The sequence below is a fragment of the Rhodococcus sp. LW-XY12 genome (assembly GCF_019317345.1).
GTDB classification, from domain to species: domain Bacteria; phylum Actinomycetota; class Actinomycetes; order Mycobacteriales; family Mycobacteriaceae; genus Rhodococcus; species Rhodococcus pyridinivorans.
This window is the reverse complement of record NZ_CP079226.1, coordinates 187,551-210,595: the sequence shown is the minus strand read 5'-3', so window position 1 is coordinate 210,595 and position 23,045 is coordinate 187,551. Positions and strand designations below refer to the sequence as shown.

Annotated in this window: 15 protein-coding genes and 1 pseudogene; 13 read left to right on the top strand and 3 right to left on the bottom strand. The window is 62.8% G+C overall.

The features are described from left to right. Window positions 1-66 precede the first annotated feature (66 nt). The 3 genes and pseudogenes from KXC42_RS25250 to KXC42_RS25240 all read left to right on the top strand — a co-directional run. A pseudogene (locus KXC42_RS25250) lies at window positions 67-1,425 on the top strand (hypothetical protein); the annotation flags it as partial. Window positions 1,426-1,496: 71 nt separating this feature from the next. After that, window positions 1,497-2,746 (top strand): IS3 family transposase gene (locus KXC42_RS25245; RefSeq protein ID WP_153008490.1). Its coding sequence is split into 2 segments (ribosomal slippage): window positions 1,497-1,827 and window positions 1,827-2,746, totalling 1,251 coding nucleotides; the frame shifts between segments, so codons are not numbered across the junction. Between the two features lie 12 nt (window positions 2,747-2,758). Then, entirely contained in the window at window positions 2,759-3,307 is a 549-nt protein-coding gene (locus tag KXC42_RS25240) for a transposase (protein ID WP_257606233.1), read from the top strand. A 519-nt stretch (window positions 3,308-3,826) separates the two neighbouring features. On the opposite strand, the gene KXC42_RS27510 is transcribed toward KXC42_RS25240, so the two are convergent. After that, window positions 3,827-4,024 carry a histone-like nucleoid-structuring protein Lsr2 gene (locus KXC42_RS27510; RefSeq protein WP_231912171.1) on the bottom strand — a complete coding sequence of 66 codons (198 nt, stop codon included), beginning with the start codon at window positions 4,022-4,024 and terminating at the stop codon, window positions 3,827-3,829. A 116-nt stretch (window positions 4,025-4,140) separates the two neighbouring features. Between KXC42_RS27510 and KXC42_RS25230 the strand changes: the two genes are divergently transcribed. After that, entirely contained in the window at window positions 4,141-4,944 is an 804-nt protein-coding gene (locus tag KXC42_RS25230) for an IS5 family transposase (protein ID WP_219130572.1), read from the top strand. A gap of 7 nt (window positions 4,945-4,951) precedes the next feature. Here the strand turns inward: KXC42_RS25230 and KXC42_RS25225 are convergent, their stop codons facing one another. Together KXC42_RS25225 and KXC42_RS25220 are read right to left on the bottom strand one after the other, a co-directional pair. Further along, window positions 4,952-5,110, bottom strand: a complete 159-nt coding sequence (locus KXC42_RS25225; protein WP_257606232.1) for an Lsr2 family protein — start codon at window positions 5,108-5,110, stop codon at window positions 4,952-4,954. Window positions 5,111-5,417: 307 nt separating this feature from the next. Beyond that, window positions 5,418-6,691, bottom strand: a protein-coding gene (locus tag KXC42_RS25220; RefSeq protein ID WP_156354424.1) for an IS3 family transposase whose coding sequence is annotated in 2 segments (ribosomal slippage) — window positions 5,418-6,412 and window positions 6,412-6,691 — 1,275 coding nt in all. Because the reading frame shifts where the segments join, the coding sequence is not laid out codon by codon here. A 605-nt stretch (window positions 6,692-7,296) separates the two neighbouring features. Between KXC42_RS25220 and KXC42_RS25215 the strand changes: the two genes are divergently transcribed. The 9 genes from KXC42_RS25215 to KXC42_RS25175 all read left to right on the top strand — a co-directional run bounded on the left by KXC42_RS25215 (window position 7,297) and on the right by KXC42_RS25175 (window position 22,106). Continuing rightward, window positions 7,297-8,462 (top strand): IS3 family transposase gene (locus KXC42_RS25215; protein WP_112320133.1). Its coding sequence is split into 2 segments (ribosomal slippage): window positions 7,297-7,569 and window positions 7,572-8,462, totalling 1,164 coding nucleotides; the frame shifts between segments, so codons are not numbered across the junction. Between the two features lie 731 nt (window positions 8,463-9,193). Beyond that, a complete protein-coding gene (locus KXC42_RS25210; RefSeq protein WP_064257745.1) occupies window positions 9,194-9,538 on the top strand; it encodes a hypothetical protein in 345 nt (114 codons plus the stop codon). Between the two features lie 4,547 nt (window positions 9,539-14,085). After that, entirely contained in the window at window positions 14,086-14,781 is a 696-nt protein-coding gene (locus KXC42_RS25205) for a ParA family protein (protein ID WP_080597800.1), read from the top strand. Then, window positions 14,781-15,689 carry a peptide transporter gene (locus KXC42_RS25200; RefSeq protein ID WP_219130580.1) on the top strand — a complete coding sequence of 303 codons (909 nt, stop codon included), beginning with the start codon at window positions 14,781-14,783 and terminating at the stop codon, window positions 15,687-15,689. Before KXC42_RS25205 ends, KXC42_RS25200 begins: the two co-directional genes overlap by 1 nt. Before the next feature lie 54 nt (window positions 15,690-15,743). Next, the gene (locus tag KXC42_RS25195) at window positions 15,744-17,558 is read left to right on the top strand and encodes a hypothetical protein (RefSeq protein ID WP_064257726.1); all 1,815 of its coding nucleotides are present in this window, start codon (window positions 15,744-15,746) and stop codon (window positions 17,556-17,558) included. After that, window positions 17,559-18,353, top strand: coding sequence for a hypothetical protein (locus tag KXC42_RS25190; protein WP_064257727.1), 795 nt, complete (start codon window positions 17,559-17,561; stop codon window positions 18,351-18,353). It begins immediately after the preceding gene. A gap of 194 nt (window positions 18,354-18,547) precedes the next feature. Continuing rightward, window positions 18,548-20,539: a cutinase family protein gene (locus tag KXC42_RS25185; protein WP_064257728.1), complete on the top strand. Its 1,992-nt coding sequence runs from the start codon at window positions 18,548-18,550 to the stop codon at window positions 20,537-20,539. Between the two features lie 413 nt (window positions 20,540-20,952). Then, window positions 20,953-21,840 (top strand): replication initiation protein, encoded by an 888-nt coding sequence (locus KXC42_RS25180; protein WP_064257729.1) that lies wholly within the window; start codon window positions 20,953-20,955, stop codon window positions 21,838-21,840. Further along, on the top strand, window positions 21,837-22,106 hold the full coding sequence (locus tag KXC42_RS25175; RefSeq protein ID WP_064257730.1) for a helix-turn-helix domain-containing protein: 270 nt from the start codon (window positions 21,837-21,839) through the stop codon (window positions 22,104-22,106). Before KXC42_RS25180 ends, KXC42_RS25175 begins: the two co-directional genes overlap by 4 nt. Window positions 22,107-23,045: the final 939 nt, after the last annotated feature.

Genomic DNA, 23,045 nt, shown 5'->3' with positions numbered 1-23,045 from the left:
CTGTCACTCTCCGTCCGCTACGTCGGGCAGCCTGTGGGGCTGGTGGTCCGTGTTCTGGTCGTACTGATGTTCGCTGCGGTCGTCCTGATTGGGGTCGGCACCGGGGTGGCCACAGCCAGCGGCTTCGACTGCAAGGACGTACCGGCCCCGGAGTTCCCCAATGAGACCGTCGAGACGACCTTCGACTCGTCCAGCGCCAACCGGCCGCCGATCGAAGGTGGGGGTGGCACGGGTTATGAAAGCTACGGTTGGGCCGGACTGAAATGGCACACCTACGACCTCGGCTGCGGTGAGGATCTAGTGCGCGCTCCCGGCGCGGTCAACGACACCACGCTGGGCAACACCTTCCTGACGATCGGGAAGTCACTGGCGGCCGCGGCGTTCTGGCTCGACGACCAAACCAAGACCGGACGCGACGCGCTTGATGCCGGGGTCGACTCGGCACTCGAACAGTTCGACCGGATCGTCTACTCGATCAGCGACGGCATGCGCGGGGTCTACGGACAGTGGCTGGGGATTGCACTGACTGTCGTCGCTGTGATCGTGCTGTGGAAGTCGCTGAAGGCAGACACCGCCGGCGTTACCCAAACCTCGGCAATCGCAGCGGCCGGGCTGATGCTCGGGGCGCTGATGGTCGGTGCACCGCAAAAGGCGGTTCAGGTCACCGACGACACGTTCGGCTCGCTGATCACCGATACTCAGGATCAGATTTTCTCGGTCCAGTTCGGGGACGGCCCGGGCGGCGGCACACTTACCGGTGGACCGACCGACCCGCGCAACGTGCTGATCGACCAAGTTTTCCTTCCCGATTGGCGCACGGGTTGGTTCGGCACCAATTACGACGATGCGGACACAGCCGGGCTCGGTCCGAAGTTGCGTGATTCGCTGGCGTTTTCGTACGAAGAGCAGGAGCGCGTCAAGAACGACCCGGACGCCCAGGCCGAACTCGCCGCCCAGAAGGCCGACACGTTCCGCGAGATCGTCGCGTCGCTGGAATCCGACCATCAGTTGTCCTACTACCAGTTTCAGGGCAAAGACTCCGGCCGCACCTCGACCGGTTTCATCGGCATGATCAAACTGGCGATGCCATCGATGCTGTGGATCGGCGCCTCGATCCTGAAGATCACCGCACTGCTCGCGATCCGCTTCGCCATCCTGTTCGCGCCACTGTGGGTGCCGTTCGCGATGATCGCCGGTGGTTGGCTGGGCCGCATCCTGCGCATGCTCGCCACCGCCTATGTGTGGGGCGTGGCCGGTGCAGTCATCGTCGCGCTGTACCTGATGGCGCTCGTGCAGCTCTACGTCGATGCCGACGGACAGGTCGACGGGTCCTGGCGATTGTGGTTCATGGTGCTGCTCACCGTTGTGTGCTGGGCGATCATGCGCCCATTCAAACGGGTAGGCCAGACGTTCACGCAGAACAGCTGGGGGTAGCCCCTGGGTGGTGAACACGCTGACACTGGCCCATACTGGGCCGGAGAATGCAGGACATCACCATGACGAAGAAGAAATACTCTGACGAGTTCAAGGCCGACGCCGTGCGACTCTACGAGAGTCGCCCGGAAGTGTCGTACTCGTCGTTGGCCGCGGATCTGGGAGTCGCTCGGGGGTCGTTGAAGACGTGGGTGCATTTGGCGCGTAAGAAGGCCGCGATGGCGCGGTCTGCGCCCGAGAAGAGCGTGGATGCCTCGGAGACACCCGAGGAGCAGTGTGCGCGGATGCAGGCCGAGATCGAGCAGATTCGGGCCCGCAACCAGGCTTTGGTCGCGGAGAACGACAAGCTCAGCGAGGAACGAGACATCCTGCGCAAGGCCACGAAATATTTCGCGGCAGAGACGAACTGGTGATCCGCTTCCGGTTCGTTGACGACCACCGAGACACCCATGAGGTGAAGCGGATGTGCACGGTGCTCGGCATCCACCGGTCGAGCTACTACAAGTGGCGAGCCGGAAAGGCGGCTCGGCGTGCCCGCCAGCAGGCCGATGCGGCGCTTGTCGACCGAATACGTGCCCACCACCAGGAATGGGACCACACCCTCGGTTACCGGCGGATGACCGCCGAACTGGCCGATGATGACGCGGTGCCGGGCACGGTCAATCACAAGCGGGTAGCCAGGTTGATGCGACAGAACAACATCGTCGGTGTGCACCTGCGTAAACCGAAGAACACGACGATCAAAGATCCTGGGGCGCAGGTCTTCGAAGACCTGGTCAACCGTGATTTCACCGCTGACGAGCCTGGACGAGTATTCGTTGGTGACATCACCTATCTTCCGCACAGCAGCACCGGTGAGTTCCTCTACCTGGCGACCGTGATCGACGTGTGTTCCAAACGGCTCGTCGGCTGGTCGATCGCAGATCACATGCGTACCGAGCTCGTGGAGAACGCGCTCGACAATGCGGCGGCGGCCCGAGGGTCGCTGGAAGGAGCTATTTTTCACTCCGACCACGGCCGTCAATTCACCTCCTCGGACTACCAGGCGACATGTCGCCGGCACGGCGTGCGGCAATCGATGGGCCGGATCGGGTCGAGCGCCGACAACGCGATGGCCGAGTCCTTCAATGCGTCGTTGAAGCGGGAGACGCTTCAGGGCGCGAAACGCTGGATCGACGAAGCGCAATGCCGCACCGAGGTTTTCCGCTGGATCACTCGATACAACACACGCCGACGGCACTCATCACTGCGGAACCGATCACCACTTGACTTCGAGGTCGACCATGGGTCTACCCTCGATCAGGCCGCTTGACGTACACACCCAGTGTCCACTATCCAGGGGCCACGCCCGTGCACCGATGGCACCCGCCTGACGGCGGAGATCACCGAATGCGGCTACCGGGGTAGTGCCAAGACCGTCCGTCGGTTCCTGGCACCACTGCGTGCTGCGCATCGGACGCGCCCGGCACCGCCGCCGGTGCCATCCGTCCGGCAGGTCACGGGGTGGCTGACCGCCCGACCCGACCGTCTCACCGACGTCGACAGCCACCGTCTCGCCGACATCCTCGAACGCAGTCCCGCACTGAACGCGCTGCAGGGACACGTTCGCGGCTTCGCCGAGCTCATGACCGAGCGGCGCGGACACGAACTCCCCGAGTGGATGAGCGACGTCGATGCCACCGGATCACCGGCCCTGCAGTCCTTCACCACCGGCCTGCGCCGTGACCTCGATGCTGTCACCGCCGGACTAACCCTCGAACACAACTCCGGGCCGGTCGAAGGGCACGTGAACAGAATCAAAATGCTCAAGCGGCAGATGTACGGGCGAGCCAACCTCGACCTGCTGCGCAAGCGCGTCATCCACCTCGAATAACGAAGCGTGGCAGTGACTTCACGGAAAGTGCGCCAGATCCAATTACGCGACGGTCGACAGCACCGCCCGTATCAAAGCGGCATTCGAGATAGACCACACCCGGCGAGAGACGACGGTGCGGTTGCGGACTCGCACATCACCCGAGGGCCTACGCTCTGCCGTGTGCCCCAAGACGCCGGGACAGTAACTACCGAAACAGCTGAATGGATAGCGACGACATCGGTCAGCATCGAAGGACGTCGATACTCTCGACGCGAGCACCTCACCGCGCCCTTCTTATCCCTGACATTCTGTCCGCGACAAAAACACAAAAGTGCCCTGCCGATCGGATACGGCAGGGCACTCGAGCAGTGTCGTCCAGTTATCGCCACCCGAAGACGGCCACGCATTCTCCCTATTTCCTCATTGTCGATCGCACTGACTCGACCTCCCTAGATTTGGCCCATCACGAGTGCTCCAACCACGGTGGACGAAGACGGCGCGAAGCAGTGAGCCGATGCTACTGCAGAGAGCTAGTTGTCAGTGAGCAGCGACGTACTCGTCGACGAGGGATTGAGGCAGACGTCCTCGGGCGGGAACCTCGAAACCTTCTTCAACCGCCCACTCTCGAATCTCCTTGGAGCTCGGAGAATTCGGATCGGATGACCGAGCCGTTCCGGCTCGCTTCTTGCGTCCTCCGACGCGGGTCGCACGCTCGACGTAGTGAGGTTTTCTCACCAGAGAGTCACCGACGACAGCAAAGACATCCGAACGGTGTGGCGTGAAAAGAGGACGTGGGGTCCTGCCTGGTAGGGATTGTTTCGAGCAAGAAGCAACCCGGAGCAGGACCCCACGTGATTACCTATCGTGCCACGCTCGACGTGCCCGAGCACACCCTGACCTTCGTCGCCCGTATCCTCGCTGCCCACCGCCGCAGGACCGATCGCCGGCCGTGGCAGCGGGCCGCGACCGTCTACGTCCAGGCTCTGATGGTGCTGCGGTGGTTTCGCGACGGCACCGCTGTCGCCACCCTGGCGCGCGATGCCCGCATCTCGCAGGCCACCGCCTACCGGTATCTCCATGAAGGTATCGACGTGATCGCTGCGCACGCCCCGGACCTGCACGACGTGCTCGAACGTGGGATCGAGTCCGGCTGGGAGCATGTCTGTCTCGACGGCACCCTCATCGCCTCGACTCGCTGCCGGGAGCGTTCCGAGTCCGGGCACGACGTGTGGTACTCGGGTAAACATCGCCGCCATGGCGGCAACGTCCAGGTCCTGACCGATCCGACCGGCTACCCGATCTGGGTGTCCGAGGTTGCCCCCGGTTCGGTGCACGACCTCACCGCTGCTCGTCGGGGCGGGATCCTCGGCGCCCTCTACCACGCTGCCGCCGGCGGGATGCCCACCCTCGCCGACAAGGGGTACACCGGTGCCGGGATCGGTGTCCACGTCCCGACGAAAGGCCATGGTCTCGATGCCGGCGCCCGTTGCCGCAACACGGTGTTGTCTGCGATGCGTGCTCCGGCCGAACGCGCGAACGCGCTGCTGAAGACCCGGTGGAAGGCGCTGCAGCGAATCAGTCTGTGTCCGTGGAGGATCGGCTCGATCGCTGCTGCGGCTCTCGTTCTTCTTCACCTGCAAGCACCGGCCTGGTGAGAAAACCTCAGTAGTCGATCTTCTTCCGGAAGTCGCGAGCGTTCTTCTTGTTCAGGTCGATGGTGTACTCCACCCCATCGACAGCGAAACTGATGGTTTCTCCGTCATCGTCCAACGCAGTTCCATCGATGTCGTCGAAAGTCTCAACGATTGTTCTACGCGCCACAGGTTGATCTCCTCTTCGAATGCATCCGGCCGGAGTCTAAGTAGCCTCTTGTCACCAAAGCCAAACCAACTCCGAAACCCACATCATTGACATGAACAACTCTACTCAGAAATTATCGCACGACTGCGACGATCCAGCGCCTCAGAACTCATGGCCGACAAGCCACATAGAGGTCCGTAATCCCATGCCTATCGCGGTTCGTCACCGCATGCGACATCAGACGACCGAGGCCTTTCTGTTTATGCAGCCCGTCACACGCCACCTCGGCCCGTGAGAGCACTGATCCCTCCCGGCGTTTCCGGAGAGCTCATGGTGTGAGCGCTTCCTCCGGATTGAGGGTGCGCATGCGATCGTAGTGGAGTTGCTCTGCCCGGTCGGGGGTGAGGTCGTGGCAGTAGCTGTGTGGTCGTTCTCGGTTGTAGAACGCCACCCATTCGGCGGTGCCCAGCGACAACTCAGTGGCTCCATGGAACAGGGGCTGGTTGTCGACCAGTTCGTTCTTGTAGTCCGAGTTCACCGATTCGGCCAGGGCATTGTCGAAACTGTCCCCGACGGTGCCGATAGAGGCCGCGATCCCTTCCTCGGCCAATCGCTGCCCGAACACGATGGCAGTATACTGCGATCCGGCGTCGCTATGATGGACGAGTTTGCTCAAATCGACTACCCCGCAACGTTTTCTGTTGTCGATCGCATTGTTGATCGCATCGGTCACCAAGTTCACCGTCATCTCCGTGGCCACCTTCCAGCCGACGATCTTGCGGGCGAACACGTCAGTCACGAAGGCTGTGTACGCCCAACCGGATTCGGTGCGGCAGTAGGTGAAATCGGCCACCCACAGGCGGTTGGGTGCCGCGGCATAAAACTGCCGGTCGACCAGATCCGTCGGCCGCTTGGCCGCCGCGTCAGGGATGGTCGTGCGCACCCGTTTCTTCTTGATCGCGCCGTGCCATCCCATCTCCCGCATGACCCGTTCAACCGTGCAACGGGCGACATCTAATCCGTTGCTGCGCAGCATTATCCATGTCTTTCGTGAGCCCAGAACGCGGGTCAGGGGTTTGTTCTTGCGGAGCATGAAGATCGCATCGATGACCTGCGCGTCAGCGAGCATACGGGCGCTCGGCCCGCGGTTGATGTGGTCGTAGTATGTGGACGGGGCGATGCGCCAGCCGTGCTCAGAGAGCACGGCGCACATCGAATCGACACCCCAGATAAGACCATCCGCACCCACCCGATGTCCCTGGTGGGTGCGGATGAAGTCCACAATTACCGGTGTGGCCGGTCGATTTCGGCCGCGAAGAAAACCGACGCCGCTTTCAGGATGCCGTTGGCCCGTTTGAGTTCGGCGACCTCCTGTTTGAGCCTGCGGATCTCCTCGTTGTCGGCCCTCGAGGCGCCTTCCGCATCAGCGGCCGGGGCCTTACGAACCCACTGACGGACAGTCTCCGCCGAGGTCACCCCCAACAGATCTGCGGTCTTGCGCATCGCCGGCCACTCCGCCGACCCGTGGGCCACCAACTGGGCCACCATGTCCACGGCGTCTCGCTTCAACTCAGCCGAGTACCGCTTCGATCCTGCTGCCATAGGTTTCATCCTCCCTTGAGAGGAGCCCTCCGGAAATCCCGGGAGGGATCACACCGTGATCCGCAAAATAGTTGAGTAGACGCGACCACACAAAACAGCGGCAGCGGTCCGGATCGCGTCCTTCGCGTACTCCGCGCCCATCAGGTCCATGCCCTGCGCCCGAGATGCCATATGGGCGATCGCATCGACCCTCAATTCCTACAGCCACGTTCGCCGCTCGGGAACCCCGCGAATCAGCAAGCACGACACCAGACTTCGAAACAAAGGTACGTCTTGTAAACCCTCTGGCATCGCATCGGCCACGAAAGTGTTCGATTGGACACCACCGCAGTAACCATCGCGGCCGGCCGGAACGAATCCGCAATTCGGTTCGCGCAGCGGCCCATCGGTGTCGTTCGCACCACCGCCAGAGCGAGCGATCCGAAGCAACCAACAAGCTTCGACGTAGTTTCACGTCCCCACGACAGGATTTCAACGACCGACGCGTAGGGATTCTGAACACAAACGTTCTCACTTGATCGGACCGCCGGAAATATGGGACTGCTGCACGGATAGGTGACATCTGAACTGTGGTGCCGTGAGGCACTGCTGGAAGGATGGACCCCGTGCCCAAGCCCTATCCGAAAGAGTTCCGCGACGACGTCGTCCGCGTGGCCCGCAACCGCGAACCAGGTCAGCACCTGCGGCAGATCGCCGCCGACTTCGGCATCAGCGAATCCTGCCTGACCAACTGGCTCAGGAATGCCGACGTCGAGGACGGCACCAAGCCAGGGACGACGAACGAGGAGTCCAGAGAGAACCGCGAGCTGAGAAAGCGGATCCGGTTGCTTGAGCAGGAGAACGAAGTGCTGCGGCGGGCCGCGGCGTATCTATCACAGGCGAATCTTCCGGGAAAATGATGTACCCGCTCGTCCGCGAGCTGGCCGCCGGCGGGATTCCCGTCGCGGTGACGTGCCGGGTTCTGGGGATCGCGCGCCAGCCGTACTACCGGTGGCTCGCCGACCCGGTCACCGACGCCGAACTCGAGGAGGCGTACCGGGCGAACGCCCTGTTCGACGCCCACCGCGAGGACCCGGAGTTCGGCTACCGGTTCCTCGCCGACGAAGCCCGCGATGCGGGCGAGTCGATGTCGGACCGCACGGCGTGGCGGATCTGTTCGACCAACAGGTGGTGGAGTGTGTTCGGCAAGAAACGTGGCTCGAAGAAGGGCCGCTCCGGGCCGCCGGTGCACGATGATCTCGTCGGCCGCGTCTTCACCGCGGATGCTCCAAACACTTTGTGGCTCACCGATATCACCGAACACAGAACCGAGGAAGGCAAGCTCTACCTGTGTGCGGTCAAGGACGTGTACTCGAACCGGATCGTCGGCTACTCGATCAGCGATCGGATGAAATCCCGTCTGGCTGTCACGGCCCTCGAATCGGCAGTGGCACGGCGGGACTCGGTTGCCGGATGTGTGGTTCATTCCGACCGTGGATCGCAATTTCGCAGCCGGAAATTTGTCCGCGCCCTCGCCCGCCACGACCTGGTCGGATCGATGGGTCGGGTGGGTGCGGCCGGCGACAATGCCGCGATGGAATCGTTCTTTGCGCTGCTCCAGAAGAACGTCCTCGACCGGCAGAGATGGGCCACACGCGAGCAGTTGCGCATCGCGATCGTGACTTGGATCGAGCGGACCTATCACCGCCGGCGACGTCAGCTCCGGCTCGGCAGATTGACGCCTGTCGAGTTCGAGACCATCATGACCACACCAGCCACACAGGCTGCGTGACCGAATCTGTCACCGGATCGTGCAGCAGTCCCTATGACCCCGTGAGCCGATCACGGTTCGAGCCGGACTCCCCGTCAATTAGCTCAGCACCGGCCACGACCTGATGCCTGGACCAACACAGTGAAGAAACCGGCAACAGTAGGTGCGGCCTACGAAAGCCAGCCATCTCACATCACGATCGCGCACGACTACTGACGCCACACTCCACAAGGGACCGCAGACACTGCAGCGAAGGCCCAATAGAACCCGAACCCTTGCCCCGACAGTAGCGACGGGTTGATCGAGCCCTTCCTCATCATTGGGCGACAAGAACTGTCTACGGCTCGTCCTTCCAGCAAGACCAGCCTTGGCACGGGTCCCGCATCGCGAAGACCCGAACGCGGACCGCGGACTGCACCGATCCGCAGCTGCGTTCACCAGGCCACTCCCCCACTCGAGTCGACACCGACCCACTCGAAGCTGACTCCGCCCAGTTAGGTGCTCATCCCGGACAGGTTCCCTGAATTCAAGCTGCCGCACGACGAACGTCAACTCTCCTGCACGCGTGAGGCACCTCCGGGCGACCCTGTCGGCGACGCACGAACCACTAGTACACCCGACTCGCAGACACCCTGAATCGCCCCGAGATCCGTGTCCGCTCTCCCGCGCGACACCAGCAACTCGAGGTCACCCACTGCGATCGTGCGCGCAGCGCAGGCGTCACGCCGGACCCTGTCCCCTACTCCGTACGGATGAAGTACGCTCCATCCGCCACCGCCCAGCGACTCATCGAAGCCAAGGCACTACCCTCGGACTCCTCGACCCCCGGACTTCTCGACCCCCGGACTCCTCGACGCAGTTTCACCCGAGCACGGCGCGCAGAGACCTACTCCCTCGGAGAGTCCAAGGAGCCCATCTCTGCCGACATCCACCGCGCGGAGGGACGTGTTCTCCTCCACGACGTGCTCGTCGGCGACTTCGTCTACGGCCACACCTGTACACACGCTCCGCCCTGGATCATCCACGCCACTCCTGTGCGATTCGAGGACGTCGAGAGCGGTCCGATCGCGTGCTTCGGCCGTCTCACTGTCAGCTAGTAACGTGCGCCGCCGGTTCGCCTACGACCTGCGCGGCGCCCGCCCTCGAGTGCGCACCGCGCCCGATGTCGCTGCAAGATGGCTCACGGCACGCCGGGTACGGTAGGCACTGATCTTTCACTCCCTCCCCCTGATTTCACCGGTCTCCGCGAAATCGGGGATGTGAGGGCACGATTCGTAATTACAGTCCGTCAATGCGTCTGCCCGACTCTCGCATACCATCGACCCGTGAAAATAAATTCGAGCCGGTGCGCGACATGAGAGGGATCATGTGATGAAATTACTGCCAGGAATATAAACCGACGGGAGGAGATCGAACCGTACCCATCGCACACAACTACATGACGCTTGGACAGCACATGACAAAGCCCCCTTGCGGAGGCTCGTCATTCGGTCGAACTTTGCCGAGATCGACCGGAACTCCGAACACCTAACGGCGTTAGTTTTCACCCTCACCGTCAGGTGTCCTTTTGGGGACGAAGTTGCCGCTTCGACTCCATTTTGTGCTTTCACCAGGGATTTCCTTGCCGAGATCCCCGATTCCCCGAAGGGACTTACCGTGCCTGGTACGTCTCAGGGTACCCCATGCCCTGAACAGCAAACAACCTTTTCGACGACCTCCGATGAGCAGATCACACGCCCAGAGGACGAATTCGCCGTTTCCCCTGTCGCCAATTTCGGCGATATTCAATATTCCGACGCCGTATCTCGGGCTAAAGAAAATATCGAACGCGTCGAAAAAATGAATGAGGAAAGCGATCAGCGCGGCCGCACGTGGTCAATTCCCGTCTCGCCGCAATTGCAGGCCAAAACCCCAATATGGTCAGGTCGCACACAATGGCAACGCCAAGTCCGCGAGATTCTCAACCGCGAAGAGGGCAGAAATCTCTGCCGGCGCCATCACGCCGACCCCGAACGTGTCTTTGCCGTCGCGGTGAGCATGGCATCGTTCGCGGATCAGCGGACAGGCCGACGCGTCACAGCGTCCCGCGAAGTACTCGCAGAACGCGCAGGGGTGTCTGTCACTGTTCTCAAGCGCGCTCGACGAGTGCTGGTCGAGTTCGGGTTGGCCCGCGAGATGGTCCGAGGACGTTTCCTACGTACACTCGAACAGTGGGCAGCTGAAGCGCATCATGGACGTAAACAGATCAAGGCCACCAGCGTCTGGGCTCTGCTCTCCCCCAGATCAGTCGTCCTTCGGACCACCCGCGACCGCCTGCCCCAGGCGACGTCTCCCGCGCAGCGCTGGACCAGGACGCCCGCGGCAACCAACGAACCGCGGCGGCCGCGTTATCCCCAGAGCCGGGACCGTGGCCCCCAATCTGTTGCTCTATCTTTTAGTACTTGTACTTCTGTTAAGAAGTACAAGACAACGCGCGCGAGCGCGCGCTGGCAGGATGACTCTCAAGAACAGCCCCGAGAGCCGCGCCCAATCAGCCTCCAGAAGGCTGCTGCGGGATTAATTGCGCATGCTCCATGTCTGGACACCGGCGAGCATATCGGGTCCGTCTGTGAGGCTCTCAGAGACCATTACGTCGATCCGGAGCGTTGGAGTGGTCGCGATATCGCCGTTGCGCTCACTGAAGACACTCGGCGACGTGGTTGGATGTGGCCTACGCGAGGTTCGCTAAAGCATCCTGTCCGATACCTTCGATGGAGACTCTCCGCGATCGACTGGTCACTCCCCTCCCCCACCGAGCGTGCCGAGGCCGCGAAACGACGTCGCGATGCCGAACGTCATGCAGCTGCACTCGCGATGGTGGAACGAGCGCAAGAGACTGCATCGGAAAGCGTTCGGCGTACCGCGATGGCGCGGATCCGCAGCGTGTTGCAAGAGAAACGCGCTTAGGACGCCCGGAATGTGTTGACTGACGGCACGCTCGAGTGTCGCCACCAGCAGGTAAGTTTGACGAACCCAGACCTCATCCTTGAGCGGTGTGTCGGCCCAGCGATGAGTGCGTGCCCATGGTTTACCGCGGTAAACCATGAGATTTCCCTGTGCGGCGGAGTGGGCTATTGCCAAGGTGCGTCTTCGCGTAGGAGTTGACTCCGCGGTTTACCGCGGTAAACCCGACCTCTCCACCCCCTCATCTGATCTCCAGTGATCTCGTCCTGTTCTCCGTGGCGGTGATGGCTATCACTTCCGAGCCCGCTATGGGCTCCTAGGCTGTGCTATCGCGGTCAGGCGGCAAGGTGGTTCAAAAGCACGTCTCGGACGAGCCCAAACCACCTTAGGTGTGTCTTCGGTTTACCGCGGTAAACGACAGGCTCGACGACCACCGGCTTACCTCTGAGTTGCTCGACGGCGGGATACCCTGCCTCCGCTTAATTGGTTTACCGCGGTAAACCACGGGCAAGAAGCGAATCCTCTCGCCGGCTATTCACCGACCATGGCAGTTGCTCGACCGTCTGCGCCCTTCGATCGGTTGCGCTTCGCATCAACGATCTTCTTGCAGCGGCCCGCTGTTTACCGCGGTAAACAGCAAGTCCGTGTCCAGTCGACGTCCACCCCTGAACCGTTCCTGGTTTACCGCGGTAAACCAGGAACAGAATCTCCTGAGCGAGAGCGCCAGGATGCGAGCTTGATCAATGTTGTCGCGGTACTGGTTTACCGCGGTAAACCAGTACCGCGGAAGACAGTCCTGCTCCGCTGTTCGCATCTCGGCTTGTTCAGTGCATTGCCCCTTCCTTGCCGGTTGCACCCAGACCGCTAAGAGACATCGCATCTCGGACAGGTCACTGACATCGAGGGTATGTTCCGTCGAGACGAGTAATCTTCGGTCCCGAATAACTCGCCTTGGCGGTTTACCGCGGTAAACCGCCAAGGCGAGTTGGATTCTGCTAGCGCACTAGAGCTGGAGAAGGACACGATCAGATAGTCCGGGGCCAGTGCGGTTTACCGCGGTAAACCGCACTGGCTATAGGGGTTCTGACATAGAGCGTCTCGGTATCTATAGTGAGATCCACTCTCGCCGGCACGAATCGGAGCCTCGGTTGTAGGAGTGAGCTACGCGGAGGACCGACCACAGGTCCGCGTTGTTTACCGCGGTAAACAACACCAGTGCACGGTGGGAGAGGCGAATCGAACACGAGACGCACGTTCGGTGCATTCTGTCTCACCTCCCGTCAACCGTGACTCTGCTGCAACAGGTTGCCCCGAAACCCGTTCAGGCGGGGGAGTGGGGCAGGGATTCGTTTACCGCGGTAAACCCGCATAGATCGACCCACGCCTCATGATCTCGCGGACGGATATCGGCGGATAACGGAAAGGCGGATTGAGCGGCACACATTCGTCACTGGAGGACATAGGCTGGGCTGGTTTACCGCGGTAAACCCCTTGCGGATGTTGTCTGTCCAGAGGTGAAGCGCATCTGATGCGGGCCGCGACGAGCTCCCAACGCAAGCTAGAGGCGACCTTTGCGACTGCCTCGTTTACCGCGGTAAACGAGGCAGTCGCATCGAGACACGACATGCGACGACACTCCGCGGATGCACTCACGCAGTCCAGTTTTGTAGGGATGGGTTGCTAGGAGTGGTGGTCGGGGAGGATTGAGAAACCAACGCCACTGTAGTTAGATCCGTGCCACCGGGCATCGGCCAAGGTTCGGTTGTTCCTTGGTTGTGAGGAGCCGGGGAGGTCACGCGTTCGGCTGTTCGAGCCCTGAGTCGACCCGTGTATGAACGAGCAGCGCAGGTGACACATCGGTTGCGTGCTCAAGACAACGGCATGGAAATGAGGATCTTCCTGATAATATCCGTCGATGGACGGAGCGCCGAGGCCAAAACCTACGGCAGTTTACCGCGGTAAACTGCCGCTTCGGCAAACGGTATCGGGCGACCATTGAAGCGGAATGCGCCGATCGGCGACGGCGCAAGGAGCGCCGGGATACTGTCCTCCTTCAGCGAGTTCCACCAGGGCAGTGTTGCGTATAGCGCCGAAAAGCATCGTGCACGCTTTGTCGCGCATGACGGTCGGCGTGATAATTCATCGTCACTGTGACGAAATGGAATCAGGGTAGAGGTAACCCTCGAACGGTAGAATCAACACCGCGTTCCGCCTCATGCATGATGCCTTCGCAACGGTGCCGGTGACACGCCGAAGCGATCAAAGTTTTTCGGCCCAGAACCGAGGCGGACTCGAGTCGGGGGAGTGCCCTTGTGTACCCTTCGACCTCGACCCGGCCGCGTTTCCATCCACGCGTCGACAGTCTCAGGGAGCCAACCGAACCGGGGCCCGATCGACGCATCGGCTTGCGGCAGAACGCCTTTCCGTAGATAGCCTTTGGCGGTGTTGTAGGTGATGCCGACACGGTCGGCAACTTCGTGCAAAGTCAGGTAGCGAAGCACATCTGCGATGATACGGCGAAAGCTTGTTCGGTAGACCCGTAAGGGTCTATTGTACGAGTTGCGCGCCTCATGAAACTGCATCGGAACCGTTACAGTGGTGCAGGCGCAATCGTCATCTCCGCCAAACGATGACGACGCGAGTCCGAAGTAGCCCCACCCTGGGGTGAAGCATACGGAGGTAACCTGTGGCTGTTCATGTCATGCTCAACCAAAAAGGTGGCGTCGGAAAATCGACGCTCACCATGAACCTCGCCGCCGTCAAAGCGGATGTCCTCACCGCAGGTGACGACGACGATGTTCAGTCCCCGGTCGCCGCGATCTCGGTCGACCCCCAGGGCTCCGCAGTCTGGTGGGCTTCGCGCGTCGAGGAGTTGCCGTTTCTGATCGATCAGGTCCACGACAACCTCGACGTGCTACGTAATCTCGACAAGCTGCCCGGCATCAAGCACGTCTACGTCGACACCCCGGGCTGGATCGACCTGTCCGGCGCCGACGACGGCACCGATGTGCTCGGCACCGGCAGTTCCGCCGACGCCCTGCGCGCCGTGCTCGAGGTCGCCGATCTCGTCATCGTTCCGATCGAACCCGAACCGCTGTGCTTCGATCCCACCGCGCGCACCATCAAGCAGGTCATCGAACCGCTCGGCAAGAAATTCATTGTTGTGGTGAACAATTGGGATCCCCGCGACGGCAAGGTCGACCTCGAGCAGACCCGCGAGTTCGTCCAGGCCAACGGCTGGCCGCTGGCGCGAACGGTGGTGCGGCACTACAAGGTCCACACCCGCGCCGCTGCCGAAGGCCGTGTGGTCACCGAGTACGAAGCCAACCGCGTCTCGTTGCAGGCGCGGGAGGATTTCTACAAGCTCAGCCTTGAGCTCGCGGACGGTGGTCGCTGATGCCGCCCAAGGGTGGGCGCGCGAACTTCGCCTCCCTCGTCGGAGCAGTCGGCGACAATTCTCCGGTCGACCGCAAGCGTACCCCCACACCCACGAAGACGAAGACGACGATCGAGCCGCTCGAAGGCCAACTGCTCGCCGATGTTCCGGTCGATCAGCTCATCGCCAACCCCCGCAACCCGCGCGACGAACTCGGTGATCTGTCGGATCTGGCCACGATCGCCGACCGGCAGCTGCAACCCGGCACCGTCGTCAGCCGCACAGCCTGGCTGAAACTGTGGCCCGAAGACGAAGACGACCTCGGTGCAGCGCAGTACATCGTTGTCAACGGCAACCGCCGGCTCGCCGCCGCCCAGAAATACGGCCGCCCCGGCCTCGATGTGGTGCTACGCGACAGCATCGCCGTCGACAAGGGCGAAATCCTGTGGGCGGCAACGAGTGAGAACATCGACCGCCGCGACTTCGACGTCCTCGAAGAAGCCAAGGCCGTCGAGTTGATGGTCTCCGAGTTCGGGAGCGCAGACGCGGCAGCGAAGAAACTCGGCCGGTCCAAAGGCTGGGTGTCCCAACGCCGCGCTCTGCTCAAACTCGCCCCCGAGCTGCAAGCAGCCCTGCGTGCAGGTGATCTCGCTGTGCGCCAGGCCCGCTCGTTAGCCCGGGTTCCGCTCGAGGAGCAGGTCGCGGCGTGGGAAGCGGCCCAGAATCCGGAGCCGGAAGCCGACGCAGAGACTGCGGAGCCCGACGCGCCGCAGCCGAAAGAGCCTGCGAGCAAGCTCGAGCCGGTGGACAAGGTGGCTCAGGCGCTCAAGCGTCTGGGGGCGGATCCGGATGTGCTGGCCGCGGCGGTGCGGAAGCACTTCACCGACGACGAGCGCCGCAAGCTCATCGATGCACTCGAGCTCCGGTAACCGCGACTCGGAGACAGGTTCGGTGGATCGCAGAAGGACTGCAGTGGTGAGCCGATGAGCGGAATCGACGACCAGATCGCCCTTTTCGACCTCGACCCCGAACCTGAAAAGCCGCTGAACGGTTCGGTCGCACCCGAAGACACAGCGACCGAGGCACCACCGCCACCAGCAAAGGACGACCTGCAGTCGGCCGATGCAGAAACCGCCCCACCCGACCCCGTTGACGTTGCCGACATCGATGAGGTGGAGAAGCCGGCGACCGAGGTCCGCCCGTGGGAATCCCTGCCTGTGACCGAGGACGCGGACGGTCACGCGATCATTGTCACCGCCGCAGCGACGTACACACCCTCGGGCGTTCGGCTGACCGGGCCGGTCGACTCGATCGAGAAGCTGGACAAGCTGCTGCACTGGGCAGCGCTGACCCCCCACGGACTCACCGCCCAGGTGTGGTTCGTCGGTATCGACTCCTGCGCCCAGCTCGGATGGACCATCGATCCCGGCAGCGAAGACGACGTCGACGACCTCGAACAACTCCGTCAACGCGCAGCGACCGAACTGACCCACGCCATCGCCGCAACCCTGCCGCCTCTGATTGCTGCAGGATGGGAACTCCGCGGCGACCCCGGCTACGTCATCCACCTCATCCGCAAGGTCGGCAAGGCCACCCAGATGGTCGACCTCGTCCTCGAGCCCTACGTATGGACGTATTGGAACAAGGACTTCGGTTGGGGAAACCGTGTCGGAGACATGGGCATCCTCGGCAATCCCGCCGCTGGCACCTATCTCCCTGACGACGACCTTCCCGCCGCCCGCGAACTCGGCCGCCGCCTCGCCTGGTCCATCAAACACCTCGACACCCTGCCCGGACCGACTCCCGCCCGCACCGGCGCTGCAGTCCTGGACAAGATCCGCCGCGAACGCCTCCGCACCGGCAAGGGCATCGTCGTCACCGCCGGCGGCCCGATCCCACCGATCGACGGAGCCCCACGCGGAGACTTCGAACCCCCCGCCGGCTGGTCCCGCATCCCGGATACCGACGATCTCGACGGTGCCACCTCACTGGTCACCATCGACCAGCGCGCCGCCTACCTCGCCTCCGCAGGAATGTTGTCCTTCGGCTACGGCCGAATCCGCAACCTCCTAGGTGCCGACGCCGCGGCCGCGGCAGCAGTCGACAAGCCGGCATTCGGAATCTGGCGCGTGACTCTGCCCGCCGCCGCGCAGTACGCGCTGCCGGAAAAACTGCCGCTGCCGCACCCGGCGATGCTCGACGACCAACCCGTACGAACATGGATCACCACCGTCAGCCTCGACGGATTGTGCGCACCCATCGCAGACGGCGGGATGGGCCTGGACGTCGATGACCTCGACATCACCGAGGCCTGGGTCTACGAAGAACAAGGCCGCGCCCTCGACAAGTGGGCCAAAGTGCTGCGCGAGGCCCGCGCTGTCACGGCCGAGACCGGCGATGTAGCGATGAAACGGTTCCTCGGCGCCTGCTACAAGGGCTACGTCGGCCGGATGGTAAACCCCGACATGTGGACCGCCACCCGCATGCAGCACCACCACCAGCCCCTGTGGCGTGCGGCGATCATGGCGCACTGCCGCTGGCGTGGACGCCGAGTGGCGATGCGCATCGCCCGTGAAACCGGACGCTGGCCGATCCGCACCATGACCGACTCCTGGGTGTATCTAGTGGGGGAGGAGCAGGATCTCGCCGACGACAGCGACGCGCTCGGCAAGATGACCTTGGAGAAGCAAGTAGCGCTGACCGACGAGATGCTCCTGGCGTTCGCGGCCGCAGAGACCACCCATGACGTTCGTCTCGCGATCGCCGCAGCCTACGGTTCACCGGACCAGGAGGACTAGGTGGCACTGCACCTACCGAAGCCGCGGTCGAAATCCGTCCCGCAGAAAACCGTCGGCCTCGACGGTATGAACGTCACTGTTGCGGCTGCGGCAGCCGAGGGAGTCGCCAAAGCACAACAAACAAGTAGGGGGCTGGCCGGATTGACCTCGAGGGTCTCGGTCAGACAGCTCCGGACCGAGATCGGGAACGACGGTTTGCGGCAGGCCGCCATCGATGCCGGCCGTACACCGCCGTCGGACCGGACTCTGCGCCGCTGGGCGCAGCAAGGACGCATCCCCCATGCCGAGGTGGTCGAGTTGGCCCAACGTCGCGCCGCCATCGCACGGCTCGGGGGAGTGAACGAGGTAGCCAAGAAGATCGGCCGCAGCCCGTCCTCGGTACGCAAGTACATCTCCGGAAAGACCAACGAGCTGCGCAACGATGCACGGTCGAAACTCAAGGATGTCAAGGCCAAGGACATCATGGGCAAGGCCGGGGTTCTCAACCCCGACGGCACACCGAAGATCGCCACCATCCGGGTCACCGGACGCGTGCACGTCCGCAACGGCGATGAATCCGGCTACGATTACCGCACCCGCACACTGGATTTCGGTAACTCCGATATCCCCTTCAGTGCCGCAGAATCGCAAGCGTTGGCTGCAGCGCTGGCCAACGACGACCAAGCCCGAGTCGTTGCTATCCTCGAACGCCACGCGACGATCGACTATCCCGAGAACAAGGGATTCGATGTCTACAGCGATCAGTTCGGCTTCCACTTCGACGCCATCGACAAGATCGACGTCACCTGGCACTGAGGCAAGGTCACCGAGGGCCGCTTCCGCTATGCGGGGCGGCCCCTCCACGGTTCGGCGCGTGTCTTTGAGGCCGGTCATGTGCGCGGTTCAAGCAGCGAAAAGCGGGTCCGAGAAGTAGTTCACCCCGTTGGGAAAAACCCCGGTTGTGGGTGAACGTATGCAGGCACATCCCCATTCGGTCATCAGAGGTACCCATGCCTGTCAGACATTCGAGGTCCCGCCGCACTGTTGCGCTGGTTGCCACCGCGACCGTCGCGAGCGGAAGCGCGCTACTCACTGCACCTGTGATCGCGCATGCGGCTCCGACCAAGTGCGCGGCGACGTTCAACCTCTTCATTCCCGGCACCTGGGAGACCGACGAAAACGCAGACCCCAGTCAGCCGGTGGGCATGCTCAAGCCGATCGCCGACGCGCTTGAGAACACCCACGGCAGTGCCGTCGAGGTCTACACGTTGCCGTACATGGCCAGAGCCTTCGACAACGGCCACACCTACGCCGACAGCAAGGCCGACGCGGTGTCGAAGGCCAAGCAGGTCCTCGCAGACGTCGCGAACTCGTGCCCCCGAACCAAGTTCACGATGATCGGCTACTCGCAGGGCGCCGATGCCGCCGGCGACATCGCTTCCGACATCGGCAATGGTAGAGGGCCCGTCGACGCCAGCCGTGTACTCGCAGTCGGTCTGTTGGCAGATCCTGGGGCAGGAACGAAAGGGTCAGCGACCGTGGGCCCGCGCACGTCCGGGCAAGGCATCGCTGATCCGCGACCCCAGGGAATGGGGGCCCTGTCCGGCCGCGTCGCCTCGATCTGCGACCCGGGGGATCTGTACTGCTCGATCGAGAAGGGATCGAGCCCGTTGCTCGGCTCACTGGGGTCGATCCTGAGCAAGAGCTCGAGCGTCGGTGCTGTCCCCACTGCGGAATCTGGGGTCCACACGCAGCTCGCCGCGGCCCTGACCTCCGACTTCTCTGATGCGGATCTGCCGGCCCTGGGGACCGAGGTGGCCACTGTTGGGCAGCAGCTGACGGCACCGACTGTCGATATCGACCAGGTGGCCGACACCGCCCGATCCATCGCGAAGACCCTCGCTCCGCTGACCGATCTCCTCAGTTCCGGTGCAGCGAACCCCGCGGCGAACGGCCAGCTCCTCGCCGCGCCGGTCGGGACCGCCGAGCACACTGCTGGTGAAGTCCTCACCCGCGCGGGGCAATCCGACCTCAAAAGTGCCTTCAACGCGGCCCTCGAGATCGCGGACACCGCGAGTACCCTTGCCGGGGGCGCCTCCGCCAGCCTCCCGTCCTCTGCGCCCGAGATCCAGACGCTTGCCGACAATGCAAACCTGCTGACCGGCCAGGTCGGACCGCTGGTTTCCACCCCCGCTGAGGCGCTCAGTTCGGCCACCAGTGTGCTGTCGGTGCTCAAACCGACCGTGGTCGTCAACCAGGTTCTTAACGTCGCGACCGGCGTGACTTCCCTGGACCTGCCCGGCATTCTCAACAACCTGACCCTGCTGCCGCAGAAGGTCGCTGCGCTCGACGCGCACGGAGCCCACCAGATCGCAGGCGAGCTGAACAACCAATTCTCGCCGTTGGTGACGATGGCCGCGGAGGTCGACATGCGATGGGTCTCGCACATCCTTGCGGTCATCCCGGACCCATCCGGCGCGACGCAGATCGCTGCCCTCGTGGCGTCGATCTTGTCGAACGTCGATGTGATCAGGCTGGCCAACATCGTCGGCCAGATTCAGGAGATCGCCTGGGCAGCTCTCGAAAAGCTCTTCCCGCCGCCGGGGATCGCGCCTGATCCAATCGGTGCGGGGGCTGCCATGACCGGCCTGCTGCCGGTGGGGCTGGATCTGGCATCGGTTGCGGTTGACATGCTCTCGGGTAAGGCCACCAAGACCCCGCCGGAGCTGCTGGGCAAGCAGACGAACGCGGTGTCGACGAGTATCACCACCGAGGCCGCGAACCTGGATCTTCCGCAGCTGTCGGACTCTGTGGTCACGCTCTCGCAATCCCCGGGTGCTCAGGATCTTGCCGCACTGGTCAGTGAAGGGCTCAGTGCTGCGAGTTTCTTCACCTCCGGTGCTCACACCAACTACAACACTCTCGTGGTCGACAACGCCGGGCGAAATGCCATCCAGTGGCTTTCCGACTGGCTCAATCTTCAGATCGGACGTGCCGTATGAGTTCCCGTGCCCACAATCCGTCTGCCCGCTGGATCTGGTGCGCTCCATGCGCTCACCGGGGATATCTCACCCGTGGTGACGCGCGGGCGGTCCGAAAGCGTCACCGGGGGGAGAAGGGTCTGGCGGTGTTCGCGTGCCCTCACATCGACGGCCTGTTTCACATCGGGCACCGTCCTGACGCGTTGAGTAGCGGGGAAATAGGTCGTGGCCTGCTGCGCACTCAGGCGGTGCGGGCTGCGGCGGCAGAGCGGTGGACGTCGTGAACAAGGCTGTGCTCGTGGTTTGGGGTGCATTCGCTTTCGTCGAGCTCGGCGAGGCGAGAGGTCCGGGGACCAAGGACTCCCCGGGGATACCTGATATGGCTCGGCTTGGCCTACCCGAACAAATGATCTTGGTGATGCACAGTATTCGGCATGGATACCGCGAAGGTGTTGCTCCTCAGTGATGAACAGTGGGGCAGCGAGGTGCTCCTTCCGCATCGTCCGTTCGCGACGAAGCAACTCGAACACGGTCAATACAGGATGAGCCGCGACGACGCCTTGACGATGCGTTACATCCAGCACTCCCCACACGCCTTGCTCGGATCGATCGTCATCGACTGCGACCACCCCGACGCGGCGCTGCGGGCGTTCGAAAAACCCTCGGATCATCCGGCACCGAGCTGGGTGTCCCAGTCCCCGTCCGGTCGCGCGCACCTGGGCTGGTGGCTCGGCGACAACCGCATCTGCCGCACCGATTCGGCGCGCATGATGCCCCTGCGCTTGGCGCATCGCATCGAGCGGGGCCTATGCCTGTCCGTAGGTGGGGATTTCTCCTACGGCGGGCAGCTGACCAAGAATCCGATTCATCCCGACTGGGAAACCCTCTACGGGACCGCCGATCCGTACGCCTTGCGGGACTTGGTCACCATCCACACCCCGCGTCAGGCGCCGCGCCGACCAGACCGCTCTGCCGGGCTGGGCCGCAACGTCACCATGTTCGACACCGCCCGCAAGTGGGCCTATCCGCAGTGGTGGAGCCACCGCAACGACACCCTCAACCAGTGGCTCCAGCTCGTGCTGCAACGCTGCCACGCCGTCAACACCGAGTTCACCGACCCGCTGCCCTTCGTCGAAGTCCGCGCCACCGCGTATTCCATCGGCAAATGGATCTGGCGCAACTTCGACGAGACCACCTTCCGCGCCCGTCAGGCCGTACGAGGCAGCAAAGGCGGCAAGGTCATGACCGAGGCCAAGCGGGAGGCCAACCGTAAACGCGCCACCAAGTTCGATCTGGCCACGGCCTTGGAGTACGCGCTGTGACCGGCGGAGCGAGGGCGAAGCAACGCCGAGCCATCACCGCCAAAGAACTCGCGCAGCGGCTCGGCTCCTCCGAACGCACCGCCCGGCGATTAGTAGCCGAGCCCCGAAAAGACTTCCTCGAACGCGCGCAAGCACGCCGTACACAAGTCGTCGAACTACGTGAACAGGGGATGAAGTACCGCGAGATCGCCGACCAAATGGGTATCTCCACCGGCGCGGTCGGCAGGATCCTGCACGATGCCCGCGAAGCGAAAAGAAAGCACTAGTAAATTGCCGAGTGTTGACACTGATGTCAGCGCTGAGCCAGCACGCCCACGTTGTTCATGAATATATTTCTCGGTTCAGTGATACGACATGTTCCGGTATCATATGGAATATTAGCTGTCATATGGACTATTAGTGCCCATAGTGGTGGGTTAGCGTCCCCGACGGACTGATGGTCGTTGAAGTCGACGCGTCAGAGAACGCAGCGGGAGGGAATATGAGCAACGCCAGAGATCGAGAAGCGCACTATGCGCGGCATTGCTGATGCCGTAAAGGCTGGCGCCTACGAGGTGGTCGATCACTCCGTGGAGGTTCGTCCGGGCTATCGCCCCCGCCGGCCGCGCCGTGGGGACGCGGCCGAAGAAACCTGGCCCCTGGCTGTTCGACTGACCGACGCCGATCGGCAGCGACTGGCGGAGTATGCCGATCGGATGGGCAACCGATGAGCGCGGTCATCCAGGCGGCTATCGACGAGTACCTCGGCAACCACCCAGCCGCCTGAGCTCGCGAATCGAACCTTCACGTGGGTCGTAACCGCGTCACCGGCCGCGCAGCGTGTCGCATGAGCGGATCGTCAAACGCGACACTCGTCGCGCGGCTGAAGACCGCTGCTCTGATTTGTGCATTCGGCTGGATTAGGCGCTGCGAATACCTACATCTAAGCCTGAATCCACCGACTGGCCGTTGATGTAGGCGTTCGGAAGTGCACGGCGGTCCGGTGGTGGCCGAGACCGGGGGGGTATCCGCTGGTCTACCCAGCTTTTCCGGCTCTTCACTATGGATCTCGTGGACCGGTTGGTCTGACTCCTTGATGGGCGTGACGGTCTCGGCTCGGTGGGCGCAGGATGGGTCTGGTGGGCGGGTCTGGCTCACGGCTCTTCTGACGCCACTGCAGGTTGGTGGCTGTCCTGTCTGCGACGTGTCGACCGGCTCGGCTCACT